At 65.3% G+C, this 18,434-nt stretch carries 21 protein-coding genes and 1 tRNA gene; 10 read left to right on the top strand and 12 right to left on the bottom strand.

Annotated features, from left to right (window positions below):
* Positions 1 to 45 precede the first annotated feature (45 nt).
* The 4 genes from CVM52_RS16000 to CVM52_RS15985 form a co-directional block, all read right to left on the bottom strand.
* Positions 46 to 1,035 (bottom strand): imelysin family protein, encoded by a 990-nt coding sequence (locus CVM52_RS16000; RefSeq protein WP_100163481.1) that lies wholly within the window; start codon positions 1,033 to 1,035, stop codon positions 46 to 48.
* Positions 1,035 to 2,624, bottom strand: a complete 1,590-nt coding sequence (locus CVM52_RS15995; protein WP_370741588.1) for a di-heme oxidoreductase family protein — start codon at positions 2,622 to 2,624, stop codon at positions 1,035 to 1,037. Before CVM52_RS15995 ends, CVM52_RS16000 begins: the two co-directional genes overlap by 1 nt.
* 75 nt (positions 2,625 to 2,699) lie before the next feature.
* Complete coding sequence (locus CVM52_RS15990; RefSeq protein WP_240620979.1) at positions 2,700 to 3,944, bottom strand: imelysin family protein; 1,245 nt, start codon at positions 3,942 to 3,944, stop codon at positions 2,700 to 2,702.
* A gap of 367 nt (positions 3,945 to 4,311) precedes the next feature.
* Positions 4,312 to 4,401: transfer RNA gene (locus CVM52_RS15985), tRNA-Ser, on the bottom strand.
* Between the two features lie 202 nt (positions 4,402 to 4,603).
* Here CVM52_RS15985 and CVM52_RS15980 point away from each other — a divergent pair.
* Positions 4,604 to 5,332, top strand: coding sequence for a hypothetical protein (locus CVM52_RS15980; protein ID WP_100163479.1), 729 nt, complete (start codon positions 4,604 to 4,606; stop codon positions 5,330 to 5,332).
* Positions 5,333 to 5,338: 6 nt separating this feature from the next.
* Here the strand turns inward: CVM52_RS15980 and ychF are convergent, their stop codons facing one another.
* A complete protein-coding gene (gene ychF / locus CVM52_RS15975; protein WP_100163478.1) occupies positions 5,339 to 6,436 on the bottom strand; it encodes a redox-regulated ATPase YchF in 1,098 nt (365 codons plus the stop codon).
* 176 nt (positions 6,437 to 6,612) lie between these two features.
* On the opposite strand from ychF, the gene CVM52_RS15970 reads away from it, so the two are divergent.
* From CVM52_RS15970 to hmuQ, 9 genes are all read left to right on the top strand, one after another.
* The gene (locus CVM52_RS15970; RefSeq protein WP_100163477.1) at positions 6,613 to 7,098 is read left to right on the top strand and encodes an acyloxyacyl hydrolase; all 486 of its coding nucleotides are present in this window, start codon (positions 6,613 to 6,615) and stop codon (positions 7,096 to 7,098) included.
* A gap of 82 nt (positions 7,099 to 7,180) precedes the next feature.
* Entirely contained in the window at positions 7,181 to 7,972 is a 792-nt protein-coding gene (gene trpA / locus CVM52_RS15965; protein ID WP_100163476.1) for a tryptophan synthase subunit alpha, read from the top strand.
* Positions 7,973 to 8,063: 91 nt separating this feature from the next.
* On the top strand, positions 8,064 to 8,423 hold the full coding sequence (locus CVM52_RS15960) for a hypothetical protein (RefSeq protein WP_100163475.1): 360 nt from the start codon (positions 8,064 to 8,066) through the stop codon (positions 8,421 to 8,423).
* A gap of 61 nt (positions 8,424 to 8,484) precedes the next feature.
* Positions 8,485 to 9,651 (top strand): alpha-hydroxy acid oxidase, encoded by a 1,167-nt coding sequence (locus tag CVM52_RS15955; RefSeq protein ID WP_100163474.1) that lies wholly within the window; start codon positions 8,485 to 8,487, stop codon positions 9,649 to 9,651.
* Complete coding sequence (locus CVM52_RS15950; RefSeq protein ID WP_100163473.1) at positions 9,651 to 10,271, top strand: sulfotransferase family protein; 621 nt, start codon at positions 9,651 to 9,653, stop codon at positions 10,269 to 10,271. The genes CVM52_RS15955 and CVM52_RS15950 overlap by 1 nt, the downstream gene beginning before the upstream one ends.
* 146 nt (positions 10,272 to 10,417) lie before the next feature.
* A complete protein-coding gene (locus tag CVM52_RS15945) occupies positions 10,418 to 11,050 on the top strand; it encodes a 50S ribosomal protein L25/general stress protein Ctc (RefSeq protein ID WP_100163472.1) in 633 nt (210 codons plus the stop codon).
* A gap of 126 nt (positions 11,051 to 11,176) precedes the next feature.
* On the top strand, positions 11,177 to 11,860 hold the full coding sequence (gene pth / locus CVM52_RS15940; protein WP_100163471.1) for an aminoacyl-tRNA hydrolase: 684 nt from the start codon (positions 11,177 to 11,179) through the stop codon (positions 11,858 to 11,860).
* 106 nt (positions 11,861 to 11,966) lie between these two features.
* Positions 11,967 to 12,335 carry a DUF2237 family protein gene (locus CVM52_RS15935; RefSeq protein ID WP_100163482.1) on the top strand — a complete coding sequence of 123 codons (369 nt, stop codon included), beginning with the start codon at positions 11,967 to 11,969 and terminating at the stop codon, positions 12,333 to 12,335.
* 101 nt (positions 12,336 to 12,436) lie between these two features.
* Positions 12,437 to 12,757 carry a heme-degrading protein HmuQ gene (gene hmuQ, locus CVM52_RS15930; protein WP_100163470.1) on the top strand — a complete coding sequence of 107 codons (321 nt, stop codon included), beginning with the start codon at positions 12,437 to 12,439 and terminating at the stop codon, positions 12,755 to 12,757.
* Between the two features lie 64 nt (positions 12,758 to 12,821).
* Here the strand turns inward: hmuQ and trpB are convergent, their stop codons facing one another.
* The 7 genes from trpB to CVM52_RS15895 all read right to left on the bottom strand — a co-directional run.
* Entirely contained in the window at positions 12,822 to 14,057 is a 1,236-nt protein-coding gene (gene trpB, locus CVM52_RS15925; protein WP_100163469.1) for a tryptophan synthase subunit beta, read from the bottom strand.
* A gap of 210 nt (positions 14,058 to 14,267) precedes the next feature.
* Entirely contained in the window at positions 14,268 to 14,498 is a 231-nt protein-coding gene (locus tag CVM52_RS15920) for an N-(5'-phosphoribosyl)anthranilate isomerase (RefSeq protein ID WP_100163468.1), read from the bottom strand.
* Between the two features lie 23 nt (positions 14,499 to 14,521).
* Entirely contained in the window at positions 14,522 to 15,196 is a 675-nt protein-coding gene (locus tag CVM52_RS15915; RefSeq protein WP_100163467.1) for a phosphoribosylanthranilate isomerase, read from the bottom strand.
* A gap of 33 nt (positions 15,197 to 15,229) precedes the next feature.
* Positions 15,230 to 15,580 (bottom strand): lipopolysaccharide assembly protein LapA domain-containing protein, encoded by a 351-nt coding sequence (locus tag CVM52_RS15910; protein ID WP_100163466.1) that lies wholly within the window; start codon positions 15,578 to 15,580, stop codon positions 15,230 to 15,232.
* The gene (gene ihfB, locus CVM52_RS15905) at positions 15,580 to 15,867 is read right to left on the bottom strand and encodes an integration host factor subunit beta (RefSeq protein WP_100163465.1); all 288 of its coding nucleotides are present in this window, start codon (positions 15,865 to 15,867) and stop codon (positions 15,580 to 15,582) included. Before ihfB ends, CVM52_RS15910 begins: the two co-directional genes overlap by 1 nt.
* 489 nt (positions 15,868 to 16,356) lie before the next feature.
* A complete protein-coding gene (gene rpsA / locus CVM52_RS15900; RefSeq protein WP_276308642.1) occupies positions 16,357 to 18,060 on the bottom strand; it encodes a 30S ribosomal protein S1 in 1,704 nt (567 codons plus the stop codon).
* 220 nt (positions 18,061 to 18,280) lie between these two features.
* A partial coding sequence (locus CVM52_RS15895) for a (d)CMP kinase (RefSeq protein ID WP_205964969.1) occupies positions 18,281 to 18,434 on the bottom strand: 154 nt, incomplete at its 5' end.

The raw sequence follows: 18,434 nt of genomic DNA, 5'->3' as shown, positions 1-18,434 counted from the left end.
CGGCGGTGACGGCGAGGCCGGCCAGGAACTGGCGACGCGACGGCATCAGTCGCCATCGGCCGAGTTGAAGCCGACCGACACGCCAAGCGCCGGGGCGATCTCGGCCGCGGCGGCGCGGGCGATCGCGGCAACTTGCGTCTGCAGCGCCTCGACCCGGATCCGCCCGGTCGGATTGGCGACGCCGGCCAGCACCGGGTCGTCCAGCGCTTCGGCTGTCTCCAGCGCCTGGGCAAAAGCGGCGTCGGTTTCGGGAATCGGCTGATCCGACAGGGCCCGCGCCAATCCGCGCAGCGCCTCAAGCGACAATATGACGTTGCGCAGCGATCGGCCCGCGCGGCGCGCCTCGGCCACCTGCGGTTTCGGCGCGTCAAAGCTGCCCATGGGCCGGCCGAGGCGCTGTTGTGCCACGAATGCCAGCCCCGAGGCCAGCGCGGTATAAAGCGCCTGGTCCGCCTCGCGCGCACTGAGAAAGCGGCTATTGCCTTCGGCCCCGGCGCTTTGCAGCGTTTCGGCGAATTCCGTGCGCCAGGCGGCGTCGACCTCATGCGCCATGCGCGCGAGGTCAGCCGCGATGGCGCGGGCCAGGCGGCAGGTGTAGCTGTCGGCGCCGTAGCCTGCGTAAGCCGCGTCAAAAAGCAGCCGTTCCAGCGCGAACAGCCCGCGACCCGCGACCGAAACCTCGGCAAAGCCCTTCGGATCCGCCACCACCGGATCCTGATCGGCGACCAGCCCGGCGACGGTGCGGCCGACCAGTCCGCGCGCATCGGGCCAGAACCCGATGGCCAGGCCGCGGCCCTGTTCTTCCAGCGGTCCCAGCGACAGATGCGCGATCCCGAGCCAGGCATCGAAGGCGTCGTGATATGCCGGCCGCAGCGATTCGGCGGTGCAATCGCGGCTGGCGGCGCGGTCGAGGGCGCCCGCGGCTTCGGTGAAGGCGGCAGTGCCGGGCAAGGCGTGGCTGTCGATGACTTCGGCGATTCCGGCGATGGCCGGCGCGGCGGCCAGATACAGGGTGGCGGCGAGGAACAGGCGCATCACAGGCTCTCCAAATAGCGGATCAGGGCGGCGCGGTCGGATTTCGGCAGAGCAACCACGGCATCGCGCGCCGCCTGCGCTTCGCCGCCATGCCACAGCACCGCTTCCAGCAGCGACCGCGCCCGGCCGTCATGCAGGAACTGGGTATGGCCGTTTACCTGTTCGGTCATACCGATGCCCCACAGCGGCGCGGTGCGCCATTCGCGCCCCGAGGCACGCCCCTCGGGGCGGTGGTCGGCCAATCCTTCGCCCATGTCGTGCAACAACAGGTCGGTCATCGGCCAGATCAGCTGAAAGCTTTGTTCGGGCTGGTCGCGCAGCCGGTGGGTGACGAATTTCGGCCGGTGGCAGGCGGCGCAACCGGTCGCATGGAACATCTTTTTGCCGCGCAGCACCTCGGGATTGTCGACATCGCGCCGCGCCGGCACGGCCAGGTTGCGGCTGTAGAAGGTCACCAGGTCAAGGCCCTCGGCGTCGATCTCGGTGCCACGGGTGTCGCCATCGCCATGCGGCGCGGTGCGGCAGGCCTGCTGGCGGGCGGTGCATTCGCCCCATGGATCGGGAAATACCGGCGACGAGATGCCGATATCGCCGGCAAAGGCGCTGGCCGATTGTTCGCGAATGGTCGGAGACCCCGCCTTCCAGCCGAACCGGCCCAGCATCGGACGGCGATGTTCGAACGACCAGACCACCTGGGCGCGGCCCGAAATCCCGTCGCCATCGGTATCCTCGGGATCGGCCAGGGCCAGAATATCCTCGGCCGGTATCGCCTCCAGCAGGCCCAGTCCGATCATCGGCGGCGCGACACGGGGGCTGAGCATGGCCCCCGCGGCCAGCGGGCCGTAACCCAGATCCTCGGCGCTGTAGCTGGGGCGCCGCAGATGCGCGACTTCCCCGTCCGACAGCGCCACCTCGAAGTGTTCATAGCGCACGGCCAGGCGGTATTCGGCCGGGTGCCCGGCGGTGGCGAAATCCTGAAGCTGACCGCCATAGACCGGGTCGGGCCGGGTGCGCGGGGCCGCGGCGCCGGCCGAGAGCAGGAAGGCTTCGATCTCGCTCATCGGCTCGTCCGGGGGCGCCGGGATGGAGAGACGCAGGAACATCGAGACAGAATCGTCCTGCGGCCCTTCCGGCGGATGGCCGCGCCCGTCCTTGAGGTGGCAGCGCTGGCACGAGCGCGCGTTATAGAGCGGGCCCAGACCGTCCGAGGCCAGCGTCGAGGCGGGTGCGGAAATCCAGAGTTTCTTGAAAAGCCCGTTGCCGACCTTGAACTCCAGCTCGCGTTCGAAATCGATATTGCCCGAGGGTTGCGAGAAGGCATCGGTTGTGCTGCGCGCCCGCACGGTTGCCGCACCAGCCGGGTTCGCCTCGAACGGTTCGGCTTTGTCAAAGCTGGCCGGCGGCGCGGTTATCGCGGCGATGCGCGTGCGCTCGGCCTCGCTCCGTGGCAGGCTGCTCAGATGCGGCTGGGTCAGTTCGGGCATCAGCCGTTCAAAGGCCGGGGCCGGTCCGGCACAGATGCCGAGCCCGACGCCGAGCGCGAGGAGGGCGATTGATCCGCGAGGGCGCTCGGAAAGCAGGCGCGACATGGTTCGCTTCGTTCTCCCCGCGCAGTGGCACGTGCCGCTATCGAAGGCCGGGGCCCGCGCCCCGGCCTTGTTTATTTACTGAAAGACGGCGTTCGGATTGTCCAGGCTGTCGGAGCCTTCAAAGGCGATCTGGTCGACGCCAAGCGCCGTCACCGCCCGCTCGATGCCGCGGGTCTGTTCGACCAGCGCATCGACCGCGCCCATGATCAGCGCCTCACCGGCCTGGTTGCCGCGCGCCAGCATCATGTCATAGCTGAACCCCGCCTCGGCCGCGGTCTTGATCTGACCCAGTTCGATCATGGTGGCGTTCAGCTTGTCGCGCAGATCGGCGTCCACCTCCGCATCGGCGGCGGCGACCAGGTCCGCAAGCGCCGGGCCGGACACGATGCTGCCATCGACGCGCAGATATTCGCCGAGATAGACGTTCCGAACGCCCAACCCATCGTAATAGTGGCTGTTATGGGTGTTGTCGGAAAAACAGTCATGCTCTTCCTCGGGGTCGTTCAGCATCACACCCAGCTTCATCCGTTCGCCCGCCTGCTCGCCATAAGACAGCGAGCCCATTCCGGTCAGCATCGCGTTGATCCCGGCGTTTTCATCCGCAAGCACGGTGACGCGGGCGGCGCCGCCCTCGGCCCATTGCGCCGCCATCCATTCCAGATCGCTGACCAGAAGGTCGGTCGCGGCCTTGAGATACTGGCCGCGGCGGTCGCAATGGCCGTTGGTGCAGCTGTCGCCGGCGGCGTAATCGGTCCAGGGGCGGTTGCCGGTGCCAAAATCCGTGCCGTTCAGGTCCTGCCCCCAAAGCAGGAATTCGATGGCATGGTAACCGGTGGCGACATTGGCCTCGACCGCGCCGGCCTCGTGCAGCTGCCCTTCCAGCAGCGCCGGGGTGATCGCGCTGGCATCAACCGCTTCGCCTCCCAAGGTAAAGCTGGGATTGGCCACCACGTTCAGCACCGCCAGCTGGTTCTCGTCGGTCGCGCCGCCATAGGATGCATCGACATAGTCGATCAGCCCCTCGTCCAGCGGCCAGGCATTCACCTTGCCTTCCCAGTCATCGACGATGGCATTGCCAAAGCGGTAGACCTCGGTCTGCTGATAGGGCACCCGCGCGGCACGCCAGGCCGCCCTGGCCGCGTGCAGGGCCTCGGCCGATGGGGCCGCGATCAACTGGTCGATGGCCCGTTGCAGCGCCCGCGCCGTCACCAGGCTGTCTTCATAGCCGGCCTGGGCGATATCGGCATAGGTCTCCAGCACCTCGGCCTTGGTCACCGCCAGCGCGGGGGTGGCGACAGATGCCATCAGCATGACGGCCATGGGTGTTCCTAGACGCATCCGGTTTCCTTCCGTGAAATGGTCCTGCCCGCGCTTGGCATCCGAGGCAGGTTGGATGCCTAGTAGATGACTGATTTTGTCGGGATAAGCAATGGAGCGGCTTCGCCGATCAGCGCAAACGCGATTGCGCCATTGTTTGTGGCCCTGCCTCGCCCGGTCTCTGCCGGCACAAAGCCACAGCCGGACCCGCGTGTCATACCGCAACGCATGCGACCACAGGCGCAAACACGCCGCTACGGCGCCCGCTCTGATCTGCCGCGCGATTCCGCGATCAGGCCCTGGCGCATTTTCCGGCGGCGATGCCAAAACAGCGGTCAGCTTGGGGTGGTGACAGAGGTTTTGAGGGGGATGGCGGAGACGATGGGATTCGAACCCACGAGACGGTTTCCCGCCTACTCCCTTAGCAGGGGAGCGCCTTCGACCACTCGGCCACGTCTCCGCCGACCCGTGTAGCGGCAAGTCCGGAGCGGGACAAGGCGAAATTCCGGCCTGGCGGTGCGGGGGCGCCGCAGAACGGGGAGGCGGTGCGGCAGAATGGCCGCAGCTGCGTGGCGCCGGGGCCACGGGACGGGGTGGGCGCTTGAATTCAGGGGGTCGACCACGCAAGGGTGGGGCAGAGGCGCGCAAGACGCAGGCGGATTATGATCGTAGCAGATTCCATCGGCTTTGCCGGTACCCACAGCATCGCCGGGATTCTCGGCGCGGTGCCGGGGTTCGACGTGGTGCATGGCACCCAGAGTTTCGAGCAGCGCGGGCCGATCGGCACCGGCTCGCAGACCCCGGATGGTTTTGCCGAAAGCATGGTGCAGGCGATGCGCGCCGGGCGCCGGCCGATCGCGGTGCACACCAATTTCCTGCCCGGCGCGATGAAACCGGCCTGCGAGCGGCGCGGCATCCGCTATCGGCTGATCGCGCGCGACCCGGTCAAGCAGATCGAAAGCTGCTATGCCTGGGCGCTGAAAAAGACGCTGGATGCCTCGCCGAACATGCTGGTGACCTCGCTCAAGACCTCGCTGAACACGGTGCAGTCGATGAACCTGGCGCCGACATTGCCCAATGTCACCTATGCCTTCGCGGTGCAGCATATCTGTTCGTTCAACCTGGCGGCCCTGCGCCAGGGGGCCGAGGTGCTGCGCATGGAGGAACTGCTGGGGGACGAGCAAAGCTTTCGCACCGCCTTCGATGTGCCGGTCGAGGCCGAGCTGGAGCATTTCAGCGGCACGCCGCAGCACCTGGCCTCGCATCGCAGCCGGCCGGAACTGGACATCGTGGCGGCGCCCGCGCGGGCGGTGATCCGCGAGCGCATCCGTGTCGGCGTGCCGGCGCCGATGGTCAGCCTTGCCGAGATCACCGAGGCGCTGGGCTACTGACCCGGTTCAGGTGTTGAACAGGAAGTGCATGACGTCGCCGTCGCGCACCGTATAGGTCTTGCCCTCGGCACGCATCTTGCCGGCCTCCTTGGCGCCCTGTTCGCCACCCAGGGCGACAAAATCCTCGTAAGCGATGGTTTCGGCGCGGATGAAGCCCTTTTCGAAATCGCCATGGATCACCCCGGCCGCCTGCGGCGCCTGGGTGCCGGCGCGGATGGTCCAGGCGCGGGCCTCCTTGGGACCGACGGTGAAATAGGTCTCCAGGTGCAGCAGGTCATAGCCGGCGCGGATCAGCCGGTCGAGCCCGGGTTCGCTCAACCCCATCTCGTCCAGGAACATCTGCGCCTCCTCCGGGTCCAGCTGGCTGATCTCTTCCTCGATCCTGGCGCTGATGATGACATGGGCATTGCCCTCGGCGGCGGCCATCTCGGCCACCCGGGCGGACTGGGCATTGCCTTCGGCGGCCTCGGCCTCGGCGACGTTGCAGACATATAGCACCGGCTTGGTGGTCAGCAGTTGAAGCTGCTTCCAGGCGCGGGCATCCTCGGCATCGACCTTGACCAGCCGGGCCGGTTTGCCCTGTTCCAGCATCTCCATCGCCGATTTCAGCAGGCGTTCCTGCTGTACCGCCTCCTTGTCGCCGCCGCGCACCTTGCGCACCAGACCCTGCAGGCGCTTGTCGATCGATTCCATGTCGGACAGCATCAGCTCGGTCTCGATGGTTTCGGCATCGGCCACCGGGTCGACCCGGCCTTCCACATGGGTGACGTCGCCGTCTTCGAAACAGCGCAGCACATGGGCGATGGCATCGACCTCGCGGATATTGGCGAGGAACTGGTTGCCCAGCCCTTCGCCCTTCGACGCGCCTTTGACCAGCCCGGCAATGTCGACAAAGGTCATCCGGGTGGGGATGACCTGGCGCGACTTGGCGATCTCGGCCAGTTTGTCCAGCCGGGCGTCGGGCACCGCCACCTCGCCGACATTGGGCTCGATGGTGCAGAACGGAAAGTTCGCCGCCTGCGCCGCGGCAGTGCGGGTCAGCGCGTTGAACAGCGTGGACTTGCCGACATTGGGAAGCCCGACGATTCCCATTTTAAAGCCCATGTCAAACCCCCGGCTTTTGCGTTTGGGCGCTTCTACCAGTCTTGGCCACAGGCGCAAGAAGCGCAGCGGCGCCACAGATCGGCCGTGGACGAGGCAGGCACGAGTCTTCCCCGTTGAAAGTGGCCGCCTTCGGGGGCAGGAATATGCATTAAAACAGCCAGCACAGGGGCTTACGCATGAGATCGCTTTGGATTGCCGTTTTCCTGGTGATGATGTCGGGCGCGGCGGGGGCACAATCGGTGGTTGTCGGGCTGGGATATGCCGATTTCAGTTATTACCAGTCGCGCGACACCGTGACGGCCAATCTCGAATACCGCTACAGCCCGTTCTACCAGGGTCGCGCGGTCAACCTGTCCTGGGGGTTCGGCCTGGGGCTGGATGCCGATCACGACTATTTCCTCGGCGCCGGATTGATCGCCGAATGGCCGCTGCGCCAGAACTGGTTCGTCGAGTTCAGCCTGATGCCCAGCTACTACGAGGCCGATAAATACGAAAACCGGCTGGGCGGCGATCTGCAATTCCGGTCGCTGCTGGCCTTGGGCCGGACGCTCAGATCGGGCGACGCGGTGTCGCTGGCGCTGGCCCATGCCTCGAACGCCTCGCTCAACGAATTCAATCCCGGCGTGAACTCGCTTTTGGCGCGCTATCATGTCCGCTTCTGACCGGGCCGAGGGCAGGGCGAAGGCGCATTGATTTCCGCCGGGACATTTGGCATGGCAGGCGGGATCAGGGAAGGACAGCCGCATGACCCGTATCGACGACACCTTTGCCAGACTGAAGGCGCAGGGAAAGAAAGCCTTTGTCGCCTACGTGATGGCGGGGGATCCCGATTTCGACACCTCGCTGGAGGTGGTCAAGGGGCTGCCGGGCGCCGGGGTCGACATCATCGAGCTGGGCCTGCCCTTTACCGATCCGATGGCAGACGGGCCGACGATCCAGCTGGCCGGGCAGCGCGCGCTGGAAGGCGGCATGACGCTGGACAAGACGCTGGAACTGGCGCGGCTGTTCCGCGAAACCGATGACAGCACCCCGATCGTGATGATGGGCTATTACAACCCGATTTACAGCCGCGGGGTGCCCAAGTTCCTGGAACAGGCCAAGGCGGCGGGGATCGATGGGCTGATCATCGTCGACCTGCCCCCGGAAGAGGACGAGGAACTGTGCCTGCCGGCGCAGGCCGCGGGGCTGAACTTTATCCGGCTGGCGACGCCGACCACCGATGACAAGCGGCTGCCGCGGGTGCTGCAGAACACTTCGGGCTTTGTCTACTACGTCTCGATCACCGGCATCACCGGCTCGGCCGAGGCGCAGGCCACCGATGTCGGCCCCGAAGTGGCGCGGATCAAGGCCAAGACCGACCTGCCGGTGATCGTCGGCTTTGGCATCAAGACGCCCGAGGCCAGCCGCTCGATCGCCGGTGTCGCGGATGGCGCGGTGGTGGGCTCGGCAATTGTCGGCCAGATCGCCGAGGGGCGGCCGGTTGCCGAGATCCTCGACTTTGTCGGTTCGCTGGCGGCGGGGGCGCACCAGGCCTGAGCTGCCGCATTTTTGCCGGGGAAACGCCCTGCCTCCGACATCCGGGAATGCCAGCATGCACCATCCGTCACTTGGTTTGGATGGAAGTGTGATGTGTTTGCGTTACGGGATTTGCGGCGCCCTGTTGACCGCCGCACTGGCATTGCCCGCTTCGGCAGGGTCGCGCGTTTATGCCGGGGACGAGGCGGCGGCGCTGCGCTGTGCCGCAGAATTCAGCTATAGCGCGCATGTGCTCTCGCGCCAGGGGTTGATGTCGGATCATCACCGGCAGGTGGCGACGAAAACCACCTATTACCTGCTGGAACATCATGTCAGCGGCAGTTTCGAGGACAAGCTGGGCGCCTATGAGGGCGTGCTGGCCGGCATGCCGCTGGACGATCCGGACCGGGTGCGTGCCTCGGTTCTCCGGATGGCCGAATGCGAGAAGCGGTTCCTGCAGCAGCGCCCGTGATTGCCTGACCGCGCCACTGTTGCTAAGCGTTGCGGACCTGACACAAGTTAAGGCTGCGCAGATGCCGGTGATCACGACCATCGACGACCTCAAACGTCTTCACGAACGCCGCGTGCCGCGGATGTTCTACGACTATGCCGAAAGCGGCAGCTGGACCGAGCAGACCTTTCGCGACAACACCAGCGATTTTGCCCGCATCCGGCTGCGCCAGAAGGTGGCGGTGGATATGAGCGGGCGCAGCACCGCCAGCAAGATGATCGGCCAGGACGTGGCGATGCCGGTGGCGCTTGCCCCGGTGGGGCTGACCGGGATGCAGCATGCCGATGGCGAGATCAAGGCGGCGCAGGCGGCCGCGGCCTTTGGCGTGCCCTTCACCCTGTCGACCATGTCGATCAACTCGATCGAGGACGTGGCGGAAGCGACGGACAAGCCGTTCTGGTTCCAGCTCTATACCATGAAAGACGCCGATTATGTCCGCCGGCTGATCGAACGGGCCCGCGCGGCGAAATGTTCCGCGCTGGTGATCACGCTGGACCTGCAGATCTTGGGCCAGCGCCACAAGGACCTGAAAAACGGCCTGAGCGCGCCGCCCAAGCTGACCCCGAAAACCGTCGCCAACCTGCTGACCAAATGGTCCTGGGGGATCGGGATGCTGGGTGCCAAGCGGCGCCATTTCGGCAATATCGTCGGCCATGTGCAGGGTGTATCCGACACTGCGGCGCTGGGCGCCTGGACGGCGGAACAGTTCGATCTGACGCTGGACTGGAACAAGATCGCCAAGCTGATGGAGATGTGGGACGGCAAGGTGATCCTGAAGGGCATCCTGGATCCCGAAGACGCCAAAATGGCGGCCAAGCTGGGCGCCGATGCGATCATCGTGTCCAACCATGGCGGCCGGCAGCTGGACGGCGCGCTTAGCAGCATCCGCATGTTGCGGCCGATCCTCGACGCGGTCGGCGGCGAGACCGAGGTGCATCTGGACAGCGGCATCCGATCAGGTCAGGACGTGCTGAAGGCGCTGGCGATGGGCGCCAAGGGCACCATGATCGGCCGCGCCTTTGTCTATGGGCTGGGCGCGATGGGGCGCAAGGGCGTCGAAACCGCGCTGTCGGTGATCCACAAGGAGCTGGACACCACCATGGCGCTGTGCGGCGAGACGGATGTGAACGATCTGGGCCGGCACAACCTGTTGATCCCCGATGACTTCGAAGGCCGCTGGCAGGCCTGATGCTGATCTTTTCGGCGCAGTCGCTGGTGTTTATCGCCGTGCCCAAAACCGGGACCACCGCGATCGAGATGGCGCTGCGCCCGAAGGCAGACATCCTGTTCCTGAAGCGGCGCAAACACATCACCGCGCAGCGGTTTCACAACCGGTTCGCACCGTTTCTATCAAAGGAATTCGGGCTGGAGCTGGAGCGCTTCGCGGTGATCCGCGAGCCCTTGGAGCAGATCCGCAGCTGGTACCGCTATCGCGCGCGCGAGGCGCGGCAGGGCTCGGAATTCTCGACCGAGGGGGTCAGTTTCGATGAATTCGTGCGGCAGGTGATCTCGGACGATCCGCCGCCCCATGCCGCGATCGGCAGCCAGATGGGGATGCTGGCCAATGGCCGCGATGCGTTGATGGTGCATCACCTGTTCGCCCATGAAACGCCGCCCCGGCTGCTGGGGTTTCTGGAATCGCGGTTCGGCGAGCCAATCACGCTGAAACCCAAGAATGTCTCGCCCCTGATCGAGGCCGAGCTGGAACCGGCCACGCTGGTCAGGCTCAAACAGGCGCGCGCCGCCGAATTCGAGCTTTATGCGCGGGTCCGGGATGCGGATGGCTATCTGAAACACCAGCTGTCCTAGGGCGGCGGCCGCGGGGCGGGCGGGGCGAAGCGCCGGCGCAGGCGCAAGAAAAACCCTTTTCAAGGGCAGGGAACCGGTCTATACGCGCGGCTTCACGCGGGCATACAGCCTTGGAGGATGCCCGCTCTTATGATGGAGATTAAGATATGGCTGGAGAGATCCCTGATCTCGTAGCCCTGGAACGGACGGGGACAGGCAAGGGCGCCGCTCGTCAGGCACGCCGCGATGGCATGGTTCCGGGGATCGTATTCGGTGGCGACAAAGACCCGCTGGCGATCAATATTCCCTTCAACGAGCTGCTGAAAAAGCTGAAAGCCGGGCGGTTCAAGTCGACCCTGTTCAACATGCAGGTCGAAGGGCATGACGACGTGCGGGTGATCTGCCGCGACGTGCAGCGCGACGTGGTCAAGGACCTGCCGGTGCATGTCGATTTCATGCGCCTGCGCCGCACCACCAAGATCAACCTGTTCATCGCGGTTGAAGTGACCGGCGAAGAAAACTGCCCCGGCCTGCGCAAGGGCGGCGTGATGACGCTGGTTCGCCCCGAGGTGGAACTGATGGTCACTGCCGGCGATATCCCGGATCACGTTACCATCGACCTGTCCGGCCTGCAGATCGGCGACACGATCACCATTTCCGACGTGACGCTGCCCGAGGGCGTGAAGCCGACGATCGACCGCGACTTCGTGATCGCCAATATCTCGGCGCCGTCGGGTCTGCGCTCGTCCAGTGACGACGAAGAGCCGGAAGCCGAGGTTGAAGAGGCTGCCGAAGAATAAGACCCCGTTAACGGGTGTTGGGAAAACGGGGCCGGGTTCGGCCCCGTTTTTCGTTTTACCCGGCCGTCTGGCCTTTTTTGCCCCTGCGGGGCATGGTGCGCGCGAAACGGTGAAAGCGAGATCCGCATGAAACTGATCGTCGGCCTTGGCAATCCCGGGGCAAAATACGCCCGCAACCGGCATAATATCGGCTTTATGGCGGTGGACCGGATTGCCGCCGATCACGGCTTTGGGCCTTGGCGGGCCAAGTTCCAGGGCCAGATCTCCGAGGGCCGCCTGGGCAGCGCGAAGGTGCTGCTGCTGAAGCCGGAAACCTTTATGAACCTCTCCGGCCAGTCGGTGGGCGAGGCGATGCGGTTTTACAAGCTGACGCCCGAGGATGTCATCGTCATCCATGACGAGATCGACCTGGCGCCGGGCAAGTGCCGGGTGAAACAGGGCGGCGGCCATGCCGGGCATAACGGGTTGCGGTCGCTGCACGGCCATATCGGCGACAGCTATGGCCGGGTGCGCCTGGGGGTCGGCCATCCCGGCCGCAAAGAGGCGGTGCCGGGCTATGTGCTGCACGACTTTGCCAAGGCCGACGAAGACTGGCTGGACGACCTGCTGCGCGGCCTCTCGGACGGCGCGGCCGATCTGGTGGCGGGCGACTCCGGGCGGTTCATGAATGCCGTGGCGCTGCGAACCGCGCCGCCGCGCTCATCAGGCAAGGCGCCGGAGCCGGAAGCGGCGAAACAGGCGCCCGCGCCGGTGGCCGAGGCGCCGGACGCGCGCTCGCCGCTGCAGAAACTGGTCGACAAGTTCCGCTGAGCCGGGCCGCCGCGCGGCAAGGACGGCGCCGGGCGGGGCATGGCATTTGCACCGGGCGGCTGTATATTGAGAGTCGACCGCAGCAGCATAGGGTTGGATGAACGCCATGGAGCCGGATGAGGCGATCAATGTCCTGGGACGCCCGTTAAGCCCCTGTTCGATGGATCCGGTCACCGGGTTTTTCCGCGATGGCCATTGCAACACCTGCCGCGCCGACCAGGGCAGCCACACCGTCTGCGCGGTGATGACGGCGGAATTCCTCGCCTATTCGAAATATGTCGGCAACGACCTGTCGACGCCGCGCCCGGAATTTCAATTTGCCGGCCTGAACCCCGGCGACCAATGGTGCCTGTGCGCGGCGCGGTTCCTGCAGGCCGCCGACGAGGGCTGTGCGCCGCGGGTGAACCTGCAGGCGACGCATCGCCGCGCGCTGGACATCGTGCCGCTGCACGTTCTGGAGGCCCATGGCGTCTGAGCCGGCGGTTGACCTTGGGTGGTGTTTGGCCTCAAGTGGCGGCGCCAGCGCCCGGTTTGCCGCCAGCCAGCCCCCCTGACATTCCCAAGAACGAGAACGCCATGAGTTTTATCGCCATGAACCGATTCAAGATCCGTCACGGATCGGAAGCGCAGTTCGAAACCGTCTGGAAAGAGCGGGAAAGCCGCCTGAACGAAATGACCGGGTTTCGCGAATTCCGCCTACTGAAAGGCCCCGACGGCGATGGGTATTGCCTGTATTCCAGCCACGTGATCTGGGACAGCCGCGCCGATTTCGAGAGCTGGACCAAGTCCGACCAGTTCCGCGAGGCGCATCGGAACGCCGGCAACAGCAGCACCCGCGACGCGATGGTCGAACCGCCCAGCTTCGAAGGCTTCGAAACGGTCCTGCACCAGAGTTGACGGAAACGGCCGGCCCGGGCTGTCCGGACCGGCCGTTTCAAAGGGGTCGGCCTGTGGGGAGGGCTTAGTCCTTTTCCGCCATCTCGAAGCCCAGCGCCCGGGCCACGGTAAAGATGTCCTTGTCGCCCCGGCCGCACATGTTCATCACGATGATATGGTCGCCGGGCAGGTCCGGCGCGATCTTCATCACATGGGCCAGCGCATGGCTGGGCTCGAGCGCCGGGATGATGCCTTCCAGCGTGCAGCACAGCTGGAACGCCTCCAGCGCCTCCTTGTCGGTGATGGCGACATATTCGGCCCGGCCGACATCGTGCAGCCAGGCATGTTCGGGGCCGATGCCGGGGTAATCGAGCCCGGCGGAGATCGAGAAGCCTTCCAGGATCTGGCCGTCGTCATCCTGCAGCAGATAGGTGCGGTTGCCGTGCAGCACGCCGGGGCGGCCACCGGTCAGCGAGGCGCAATGCTCCATCTTCTCGTTCACGCCCTTGCCGCCGGCCTCGACGCCGATGATCTTCACCGCTGCCTCGTCGAGGAAGGGATAGAACAGGCCCATCGCATTCGAGCCGCCGCCGATGGCGGCGATGATGGTATCGGGCAGGCGGCCTTCGCCCTCCTGCTCGGCCAGTTGCCAGCGCACCTCCTTGCCGATCACCGATTGGAAATCGCGCACCATGGCGGGGTAGGGGTGCGGCCCGGCGACGGTGCCGATGCAGTAGAAGGTGTCGCGCACATTGGTCACCCAGTCGCGCAGCGCGTCGTTCATCGCATCTTTCAGCGTGCCGCGGCCCGAGGTCACCGGGATCACCTCGGCGCCCAGCAGGCGCATGCGGAAGACATTGGGCTTTTGCCGCTCGACATCATGCGCGCCCATATAGACCACGCATTTCAGCCCGAATTTGGCACAGACCGTGGCGGTGGCAACGCCATGTTGCCCGGCGCCGGTTTCGGCGATGATCCGGGTCTTGCCCATGCGGCGGGCCAGGATGATCTGGCCCAGCACGTTGTTGATCTTATGCGCGCCGGTATGGTTCAGCTCGTCGCGCTTGAGGTAGATCTTGGCCCCGCCCAGATGTTCGGTCAGGCGGCTGGCATGGTAGAGCGGCGAGGGGCGGCCGACATAGTGTTTCCACAAGTCGTCCATCTCGTCCCAGAAGCTCTGGTCGGTCTTGGCGATCCGGTACTGTTCCTCCAATTCGAGGATCAGCGGCATCAGGGTTTCCGAAACGAACCGCCCGCCGAAATCGCCAAAGCGCCCGCGCTCGTCGGGGCCGGTCATGAAGGAGTTGTAAAGATCGTTCATCGTCTCTCTCCGTTGCCATCCGTGCAGGGCATACCGCGTGTACGGTGAATGGCGGGCCGGGTAAACACGGCTTTTCGAAAAGCCGTGACAAATTCCGTCGACGGAATTTGGCGCGCGAAGGCCCGGTCCCCTCCGGACCACCTTGGGGTAACATGGCTTTTCGAAAAGCCATGGCAAATTCCGTCGACGGAATTTCCCCGCCGCGGGCGGTCAGACGCGGCGGCGCACCGGTTCCCGGTTGCAAAACACCACGAACTGGCCGGCATTTTCCACCACCGTCCAGCCGCGTCGGCCCATCTCGTCGAAAAACGCCTCGCGTCCGACAATTCGCTCTACATCACGCACCTTGCGGCGCACGACGCCGCCCGTTGCCGCCGAACGTGCGGAAAACACGCCGGTCATCCAGCGCTCGGCAGTCAGGTGTTCCGGGATCGGGCTCATACCTGGAAGGTGCAGATACAGGATTAATTTCCGGTTAAGTCCGGCACCCGTCCCGCGTCCCGCGCGGCAGAGCCAAAGGCGCGGATCAGCCCGCCATCCTTGACGCCGGGCGCGGTTTCGACGCCGGAGGACACATCGACCTGCCGCGCGCCGGTCATTCGTACCGCCTCGGCCAGGTTCCCGGCGGTCAGCCCGCCGGCCAGCACCCAGGGCACCGGCCAGCGGCGCCCGGCGATCAGGCGCCAGTCGAAGGCCAATCCGTTGCCGCCCGGCAGTGCCGCGTCCTTCGGCGGCTTGGCATCGACCAGGATCTGATCGGCCACCTGCGCGTAGCGGTCCAGCGCCGCCAGGTCCGCTGCGGCGGCGACACCCACCGCCTTCATCACCGGCAGGCGATGGCGGGTGCGCAATTCCGCCACCCGTTCCGGGGTTTCCCGTCCGTGCAGTTGCAGCATGTCCAGCGGCACCGCCTCCAGGATCGCCTCCAGCGTGGCGTCATCGGCATCGACGGTCAGCGCCACCTTTGCCACCCCCGGCGGCACCGTCAGCGCCAATGCACGTGCCGCGGCCGGATCGAGGCTGCGGGGCGACTTGGCAAAGAAGACAAAGCCGACATAGGCGGCGCCTGCTTCTACCGCCGCAGACACGTCATCGGGCCGGGTCAGGCCGCAGAATTTTACCTTGATATCGTGTTCCATGGTCCGGCGGTTCCGGCGGGCTGTCTCAAAGGGTCAGCTGGCTTCGTCCAGGATGGCGAGCACCTCGTCCTTGCCCTTGTGCTTGTGATCCTTCAGCTGGTTCACCTCGCGTTTCAGCTGCACCACCTCGCGTGATTTGCGGCTGGCATCGCGGCGATGCTTGTGTTCCCGCAGCCATTCCCAGACAAATCCCAGGATCAGCCCCACGGCGATCCCGCCCAGAACCACCACGAACAGCGGCAGCGTGATTGACCAGTTCAGGCCCAGCAGGCCGGACAGTTCCTCCGGCACCAGCCGCAGGGTCACCGCTTCGCGATTGGCCATCGAGAGCGAGATCAGCACGACACCCAGCGCGGCAAGGAAGGCATAGCGGATATAGCGCATCAGTCGGCTTTCCCGTTCAGCCGGTCGCGCAGAAGCTTACCGGTTTTGAAAAACGGCACGTGTTTCTCTTCGACATGGACGGTTTCGCCGGTGCGCGGATTGCGCCCGACGCGAGAATCCCGCTTCTTCACCGAGAAGGCGCCGAAACCGCGCAGTTCCACGCGGTCGCCGCGCGCCATGGCGCCGGTGACCTCTTCGAAGACCGTATTCACGATCCGTTCGACATCGCGCTGGTAGAGATGCGGGTTCTCGTCAGCTATTTTCTGAATCAATTCGGACCGGATCATGTGATGCCCCTCCCAAGGCAGCGTTGGCGAGCAGTCGGTAGTCACTCAATATAAGAGCATCGAAACCGTTCCGAAACCAGAACTATAAGATTATGCACGGAATTTTCCCGGCGGCCTGGCGGGATTCCCGTATGCGGCGACGCCGATCGCGGAAATCCTGTGCCGCCGGCCCCCGCTGTGACAGGTTTTGAGGCTGCCGCCGGCACCGTTGATTCGGGCGGCCCGCGCCGCCAAACCCGGCGGTTTCCCGACCCAGTGGGCCGCCAGCGGCGCGGCGGTGTCGGGTATCTGGGCAAGGCTGGCGCCAGTCCGCGCGCGCCGTTTCGGGCCACGGCCCAGGATGATCGTCAGTGGCCGTCTGGCCGATCAGGGAGGGAGGTTCGATCGAGTTCTCCCAGCAAATTTTTTGAGGGGGAGAACGGTGCGGCATAAAAAAGCCCCGCCACCTTTCGGCGGCGGGGCGCGTCAATGCGGTGAAGCGGTCAGGCTTCAGTCATCGCCCTTCAGGGCGGCGCCGAGGATGTCGCCCAGCGAGGCGCCCGAATCCGAGCTGCCATACTGTTCCACGGCTTCCTTCTCTTCGGCGATCTCGCGTGCCTTGATCGACAGGCCCAGGCGACGGGTCTTGTTGTCGACATTGGTCACGCGGACATCGACCTTGTCACCGACCGAGAAACGCTCGGGGCGCTGTTCGGCGCGGTCGCGGCTGAGGTCCGAGCGGCGGATGAAGGACTTCATGCCTTCGTATTCCACCTCGATCCCGCCATCTTCGATCGCGGTCACGTTCACGGTGATCACCGAGCCACGGCGCACGCCGCCAACGGCTTCGGCGAACTTGTCACCGCCCACGGCCTTGATCGACAGCGAGATGCGTTCCTTCTCGACATCCACTTCCGAGACGACGGCCTTGACCACATCGCCCTTGCGGTAGTTCTGGATCGCGTCTTCGCCGCGCTCGTCCCAGGACAGGTCGGACAGGTGAACCATGCCGTCGATATCGCCATCGAGACCGATGAACAGACCGAATTCGGTGATGTTCTTGACCTCGCCTTCGACCTCGGTGCCCTCGGGATGGGTTTCCGCGAAGACCTCCCACGGGTTGCGCATGGTCTGCTTCAGGCCCAGGCTGACGCGGCGCTTGGCCCCGTCGATCTCCAGCACCATGACATCGACTTCCTGGCTGGTCGACACGATCTTGCCGGGATGCACGTTCTTCTTGGTCCAGGACATTTCCGAGACGTGCACCAGCCCCTCGACCCCCGGTTCCAGCTCCACGAAGGCGCCGTAATCGGTGATGTTGGTCACGCGGCCCTTGTGCACCGAGCCCAGCGGGAACTTGGCGCCGACCAGATCCCACGGATCTTCCTGCAGCTGCTTCATGCCCAGGCTGATGCGGTGGGTTTCCTTGTTGATCTTGATGACCTGAACCTTGACGGTTTCGCCGATCGACAGGATCTCGGAGGGGTGGTTCACCCGGCGCCAGGCCATGTCGGTGACGTGCAGCAGGCCGTCGACACCGCCCAGATCCACGAAGGCGCCGTATTCGGTGATGTTTTTCACAACACCGTCCACTGCTTGGCCTTCGGTCAGGTTGGCGATGACCTCGGCGCGCTGTTCGGCGCGGCTTTCTTCCAGGATGGCACGGCGCGACACCACGATATTGCCGCGGCGGCGGTCCATCTTCAGAACCTGGAACGGCTGCTTCAGGCCCATCAGCGGGCCAGCGTCGCGCACCGGGCGCACATCGACCTGCGAGCCGGGCAGGAAGGCCACGGCACCGCCCAGGTCGACGGTAAAGCCGCCTTTGACGCGGCCGAAGATGGCGCCTTCGACGCGCTCTTCGTTAGCATAGGCCTTTTCCAGACGGTCCCAGGCTTCTTCGCGGCGGGCCATTTCACGGCTGATCACCGCTTCGCCACGGGCGTTCTCGACCTGGCGCAGGAACACCTCGACCTCGTCGCCGACATGGATGTCGGGCGCTTCGCCGGGGTTCGCAAATTCCTTGAGTTCGACGCGGCCTTCCATCTTGTAACCGACGTCGATGATGGCTTGTCCCGCCTCGATGGCGATGACCTTGCCTTTGACAACAGACCCTTCGTCGGGCGTGTCCATTTCGAAGCTTTCGTTCAGGAGGGCTTCGAATTCCTCCATCGATGCGTTTTGAGCCATGTGGCTATGGGTGTCCTTTTTCACGGTTTTTCTGGCCGAACGGTTGTCTCCGCCGGTCTTTCGGGTTTCGTTGGTCAGGTGGTCTCCAAAACAAAGAGGGCCGGAGCGTTCCGACCCTGCCCGTATTGAAGTCCTTCGGTGTTTACACCTTGTCGACGCGCGCCTGATACCGGCTTTGCCCCCGTTATGCAAGGGGTTTGGGGCTGCTGCGCCAAGGTCCGCGCGTGTCGAGCCAAGCGCCGGTTCAGCCGCGGCGCGCCGCGACGGTCGCCACCGCGGCTGCCACCGCAGCTTCGATGTCGAGCTCGGAGGTATCCAGTACCACCGCATCCTCGGCCGGGCGCAGCGGTGCGGCGCTGCGGCTGCTGTCGCGCTCGTCGCGCGCCTTGACATCGGCC

Origin of the sequence: Pseudooceanicola lipolyticus, from assembly GCF_002786325.1 — a bacterium.
Taxonomy (GTDB): domain Bacteria; phylum Pseudomonadota; class Alphaproteobacteria; order Rhodobacterales; family Rhodobacteraceae; genus Pseudooceanicola_C; species Pseudooceanicola_C lipolyticus.
Note: the sequence above shows the minus strand (reverse complement) of the source record. Positions and strands in the feature narration are given on the sequence as shown.

Excerpts from the sequence above, each read along its gene's own strand:
- CVM52_RS16000 (WP_100163481.1), bottom strand. The coding sequence starts at position 1,035 with ATGCGCCTGTTCCTCGCCGCCACCCTGTATCTGGCCGCCGCGCCGGCC.
- CVM52_RS15995 (WP_370741588.1), bottom strand. The coding sequence starts at position 2,624 with ATGTCGCGCCTGCTTTCCGAGCGCCCTCGCGGATCAATCGCCCTCCTC.
- CVM52_RS15990 (WP_240620979.1), bottom strand. The coding sequence starts at position 3,944 with ATGGCCGTCATGCTGATGGCATCTGTCGCCACCCCCGCGCTGGCGGTG.
- CVM52_RS15980 (WP_100163479.1), top strand. The coding sequence starts at position 4,604 with ATGATCGTAGCAGATTCCATCGGCTTTGCCGGTACCCACAGCATCGCC.
- ychF (WP_100163478.1), bottom strand. The coding sequence starts at position 6,436 with ATGGGCTTTAAAATGGGAATCGTCGGGCTTCCCAATGTCGGCAAGTCC.
- CVM52_RS15970 (WP_100163477.1), top strand. The coding sequence starts at position 6,613 with ATGAGATCGCTTTGGATTGCCGTTTTCCTGGTGATGATGTCGGGCGCG.
- trpA (WP_100163476.1), top strand. The coding sequence starts at position 7,181 with ATGACCCGTATCGACGACACCTTTGCCAGACTGAAGGCGCAGGGAAAG.
- CVM52_RS15960 (WP_100163475.1), top strand. The coding sequence starts at position 8,064 with ATGTGTTTGCGTTACGGGATTTGCGGCGCCCTGTTGACCGCCGCACTG.
- CVM52_RS15955 (WP_100163474.1), top strand. The coding sequence starts at position 8,485 with ATGCCGGTGATCACGACCATCGACGACCTCAAACGTCTTCACGAACGC.
- CVM52_RS15950 (WP_100163473.1), top strand. The coding sequence starts at position 9,651 with ATGCTGATCTTTTCGGCGCAGTCGCTGGTGTTTATCGCCGTGCCCAAA.
- CVM52_RS15945 (WP_100163472.1), top strand. The coding sequence starts at position 10,418 with ATGGCTGGAGAGATCCCTGATCTCGTAGCCCTGGAACGGACGGGGACA.
- pth (WP_100163471.1), top strand. The coding sequence starts at position 11,177 with ATGAAACTGATCGTCGGCCTTGGCAATCCCGGGGCAAAATACGCCCGC.
- CVM52_RS15935 (WP_100163482.1), top strand. The coding sequence starts at position 11,967 with ATGGAGCCGGATGAGGCGATCAATGTCCTGGGACGCCCGTTAAGCCCC.
- hmuQ (WP_100163470.1), top strand. The coding sequence starts at position 12,437 with ATGAGTTTTATCGCCATGAACCGATTCAAGATCCGTCACGGATCGGAA.
- trpB (WP_100163469.1), bottom strand. The coding sequence starts at position 14,057 with ATGAACGATCTTTACAACTCCTTCATGACCGGCCCCGACGAGCGCGGG.
- CVM52_RS15920 (WP_100163468.1), bottom strand. The coding sequence starts at position 14,498 with ATGAGCCCGATCCCGGAACACCTGACTGCCGAGCGCTGGATGACCGGC.
- CVM52_RS15915 (WP_100163467.1), bottom strand. The coding sequence starts at position 15,196 with ATGGAACACGATATCAAGGTAAAATTCTGCGGCCTGACCCGGCCCGAT.
- CVM52_RS15910 (WP_100163466.1), bottom strand. The coding sequence starts at position 15,580 with ATGCGCTATATCCGCTATGCCTTCCTTGCCGCGCTGGGTGTCGTGCTG.
- ihfB (WP_100163465.1), bottom strand. The coding sequence starts at position 15,867 with ATGATCCGGTCCGAATTGATTCAGAAAATAGCTGACGAGAACCCGCAT.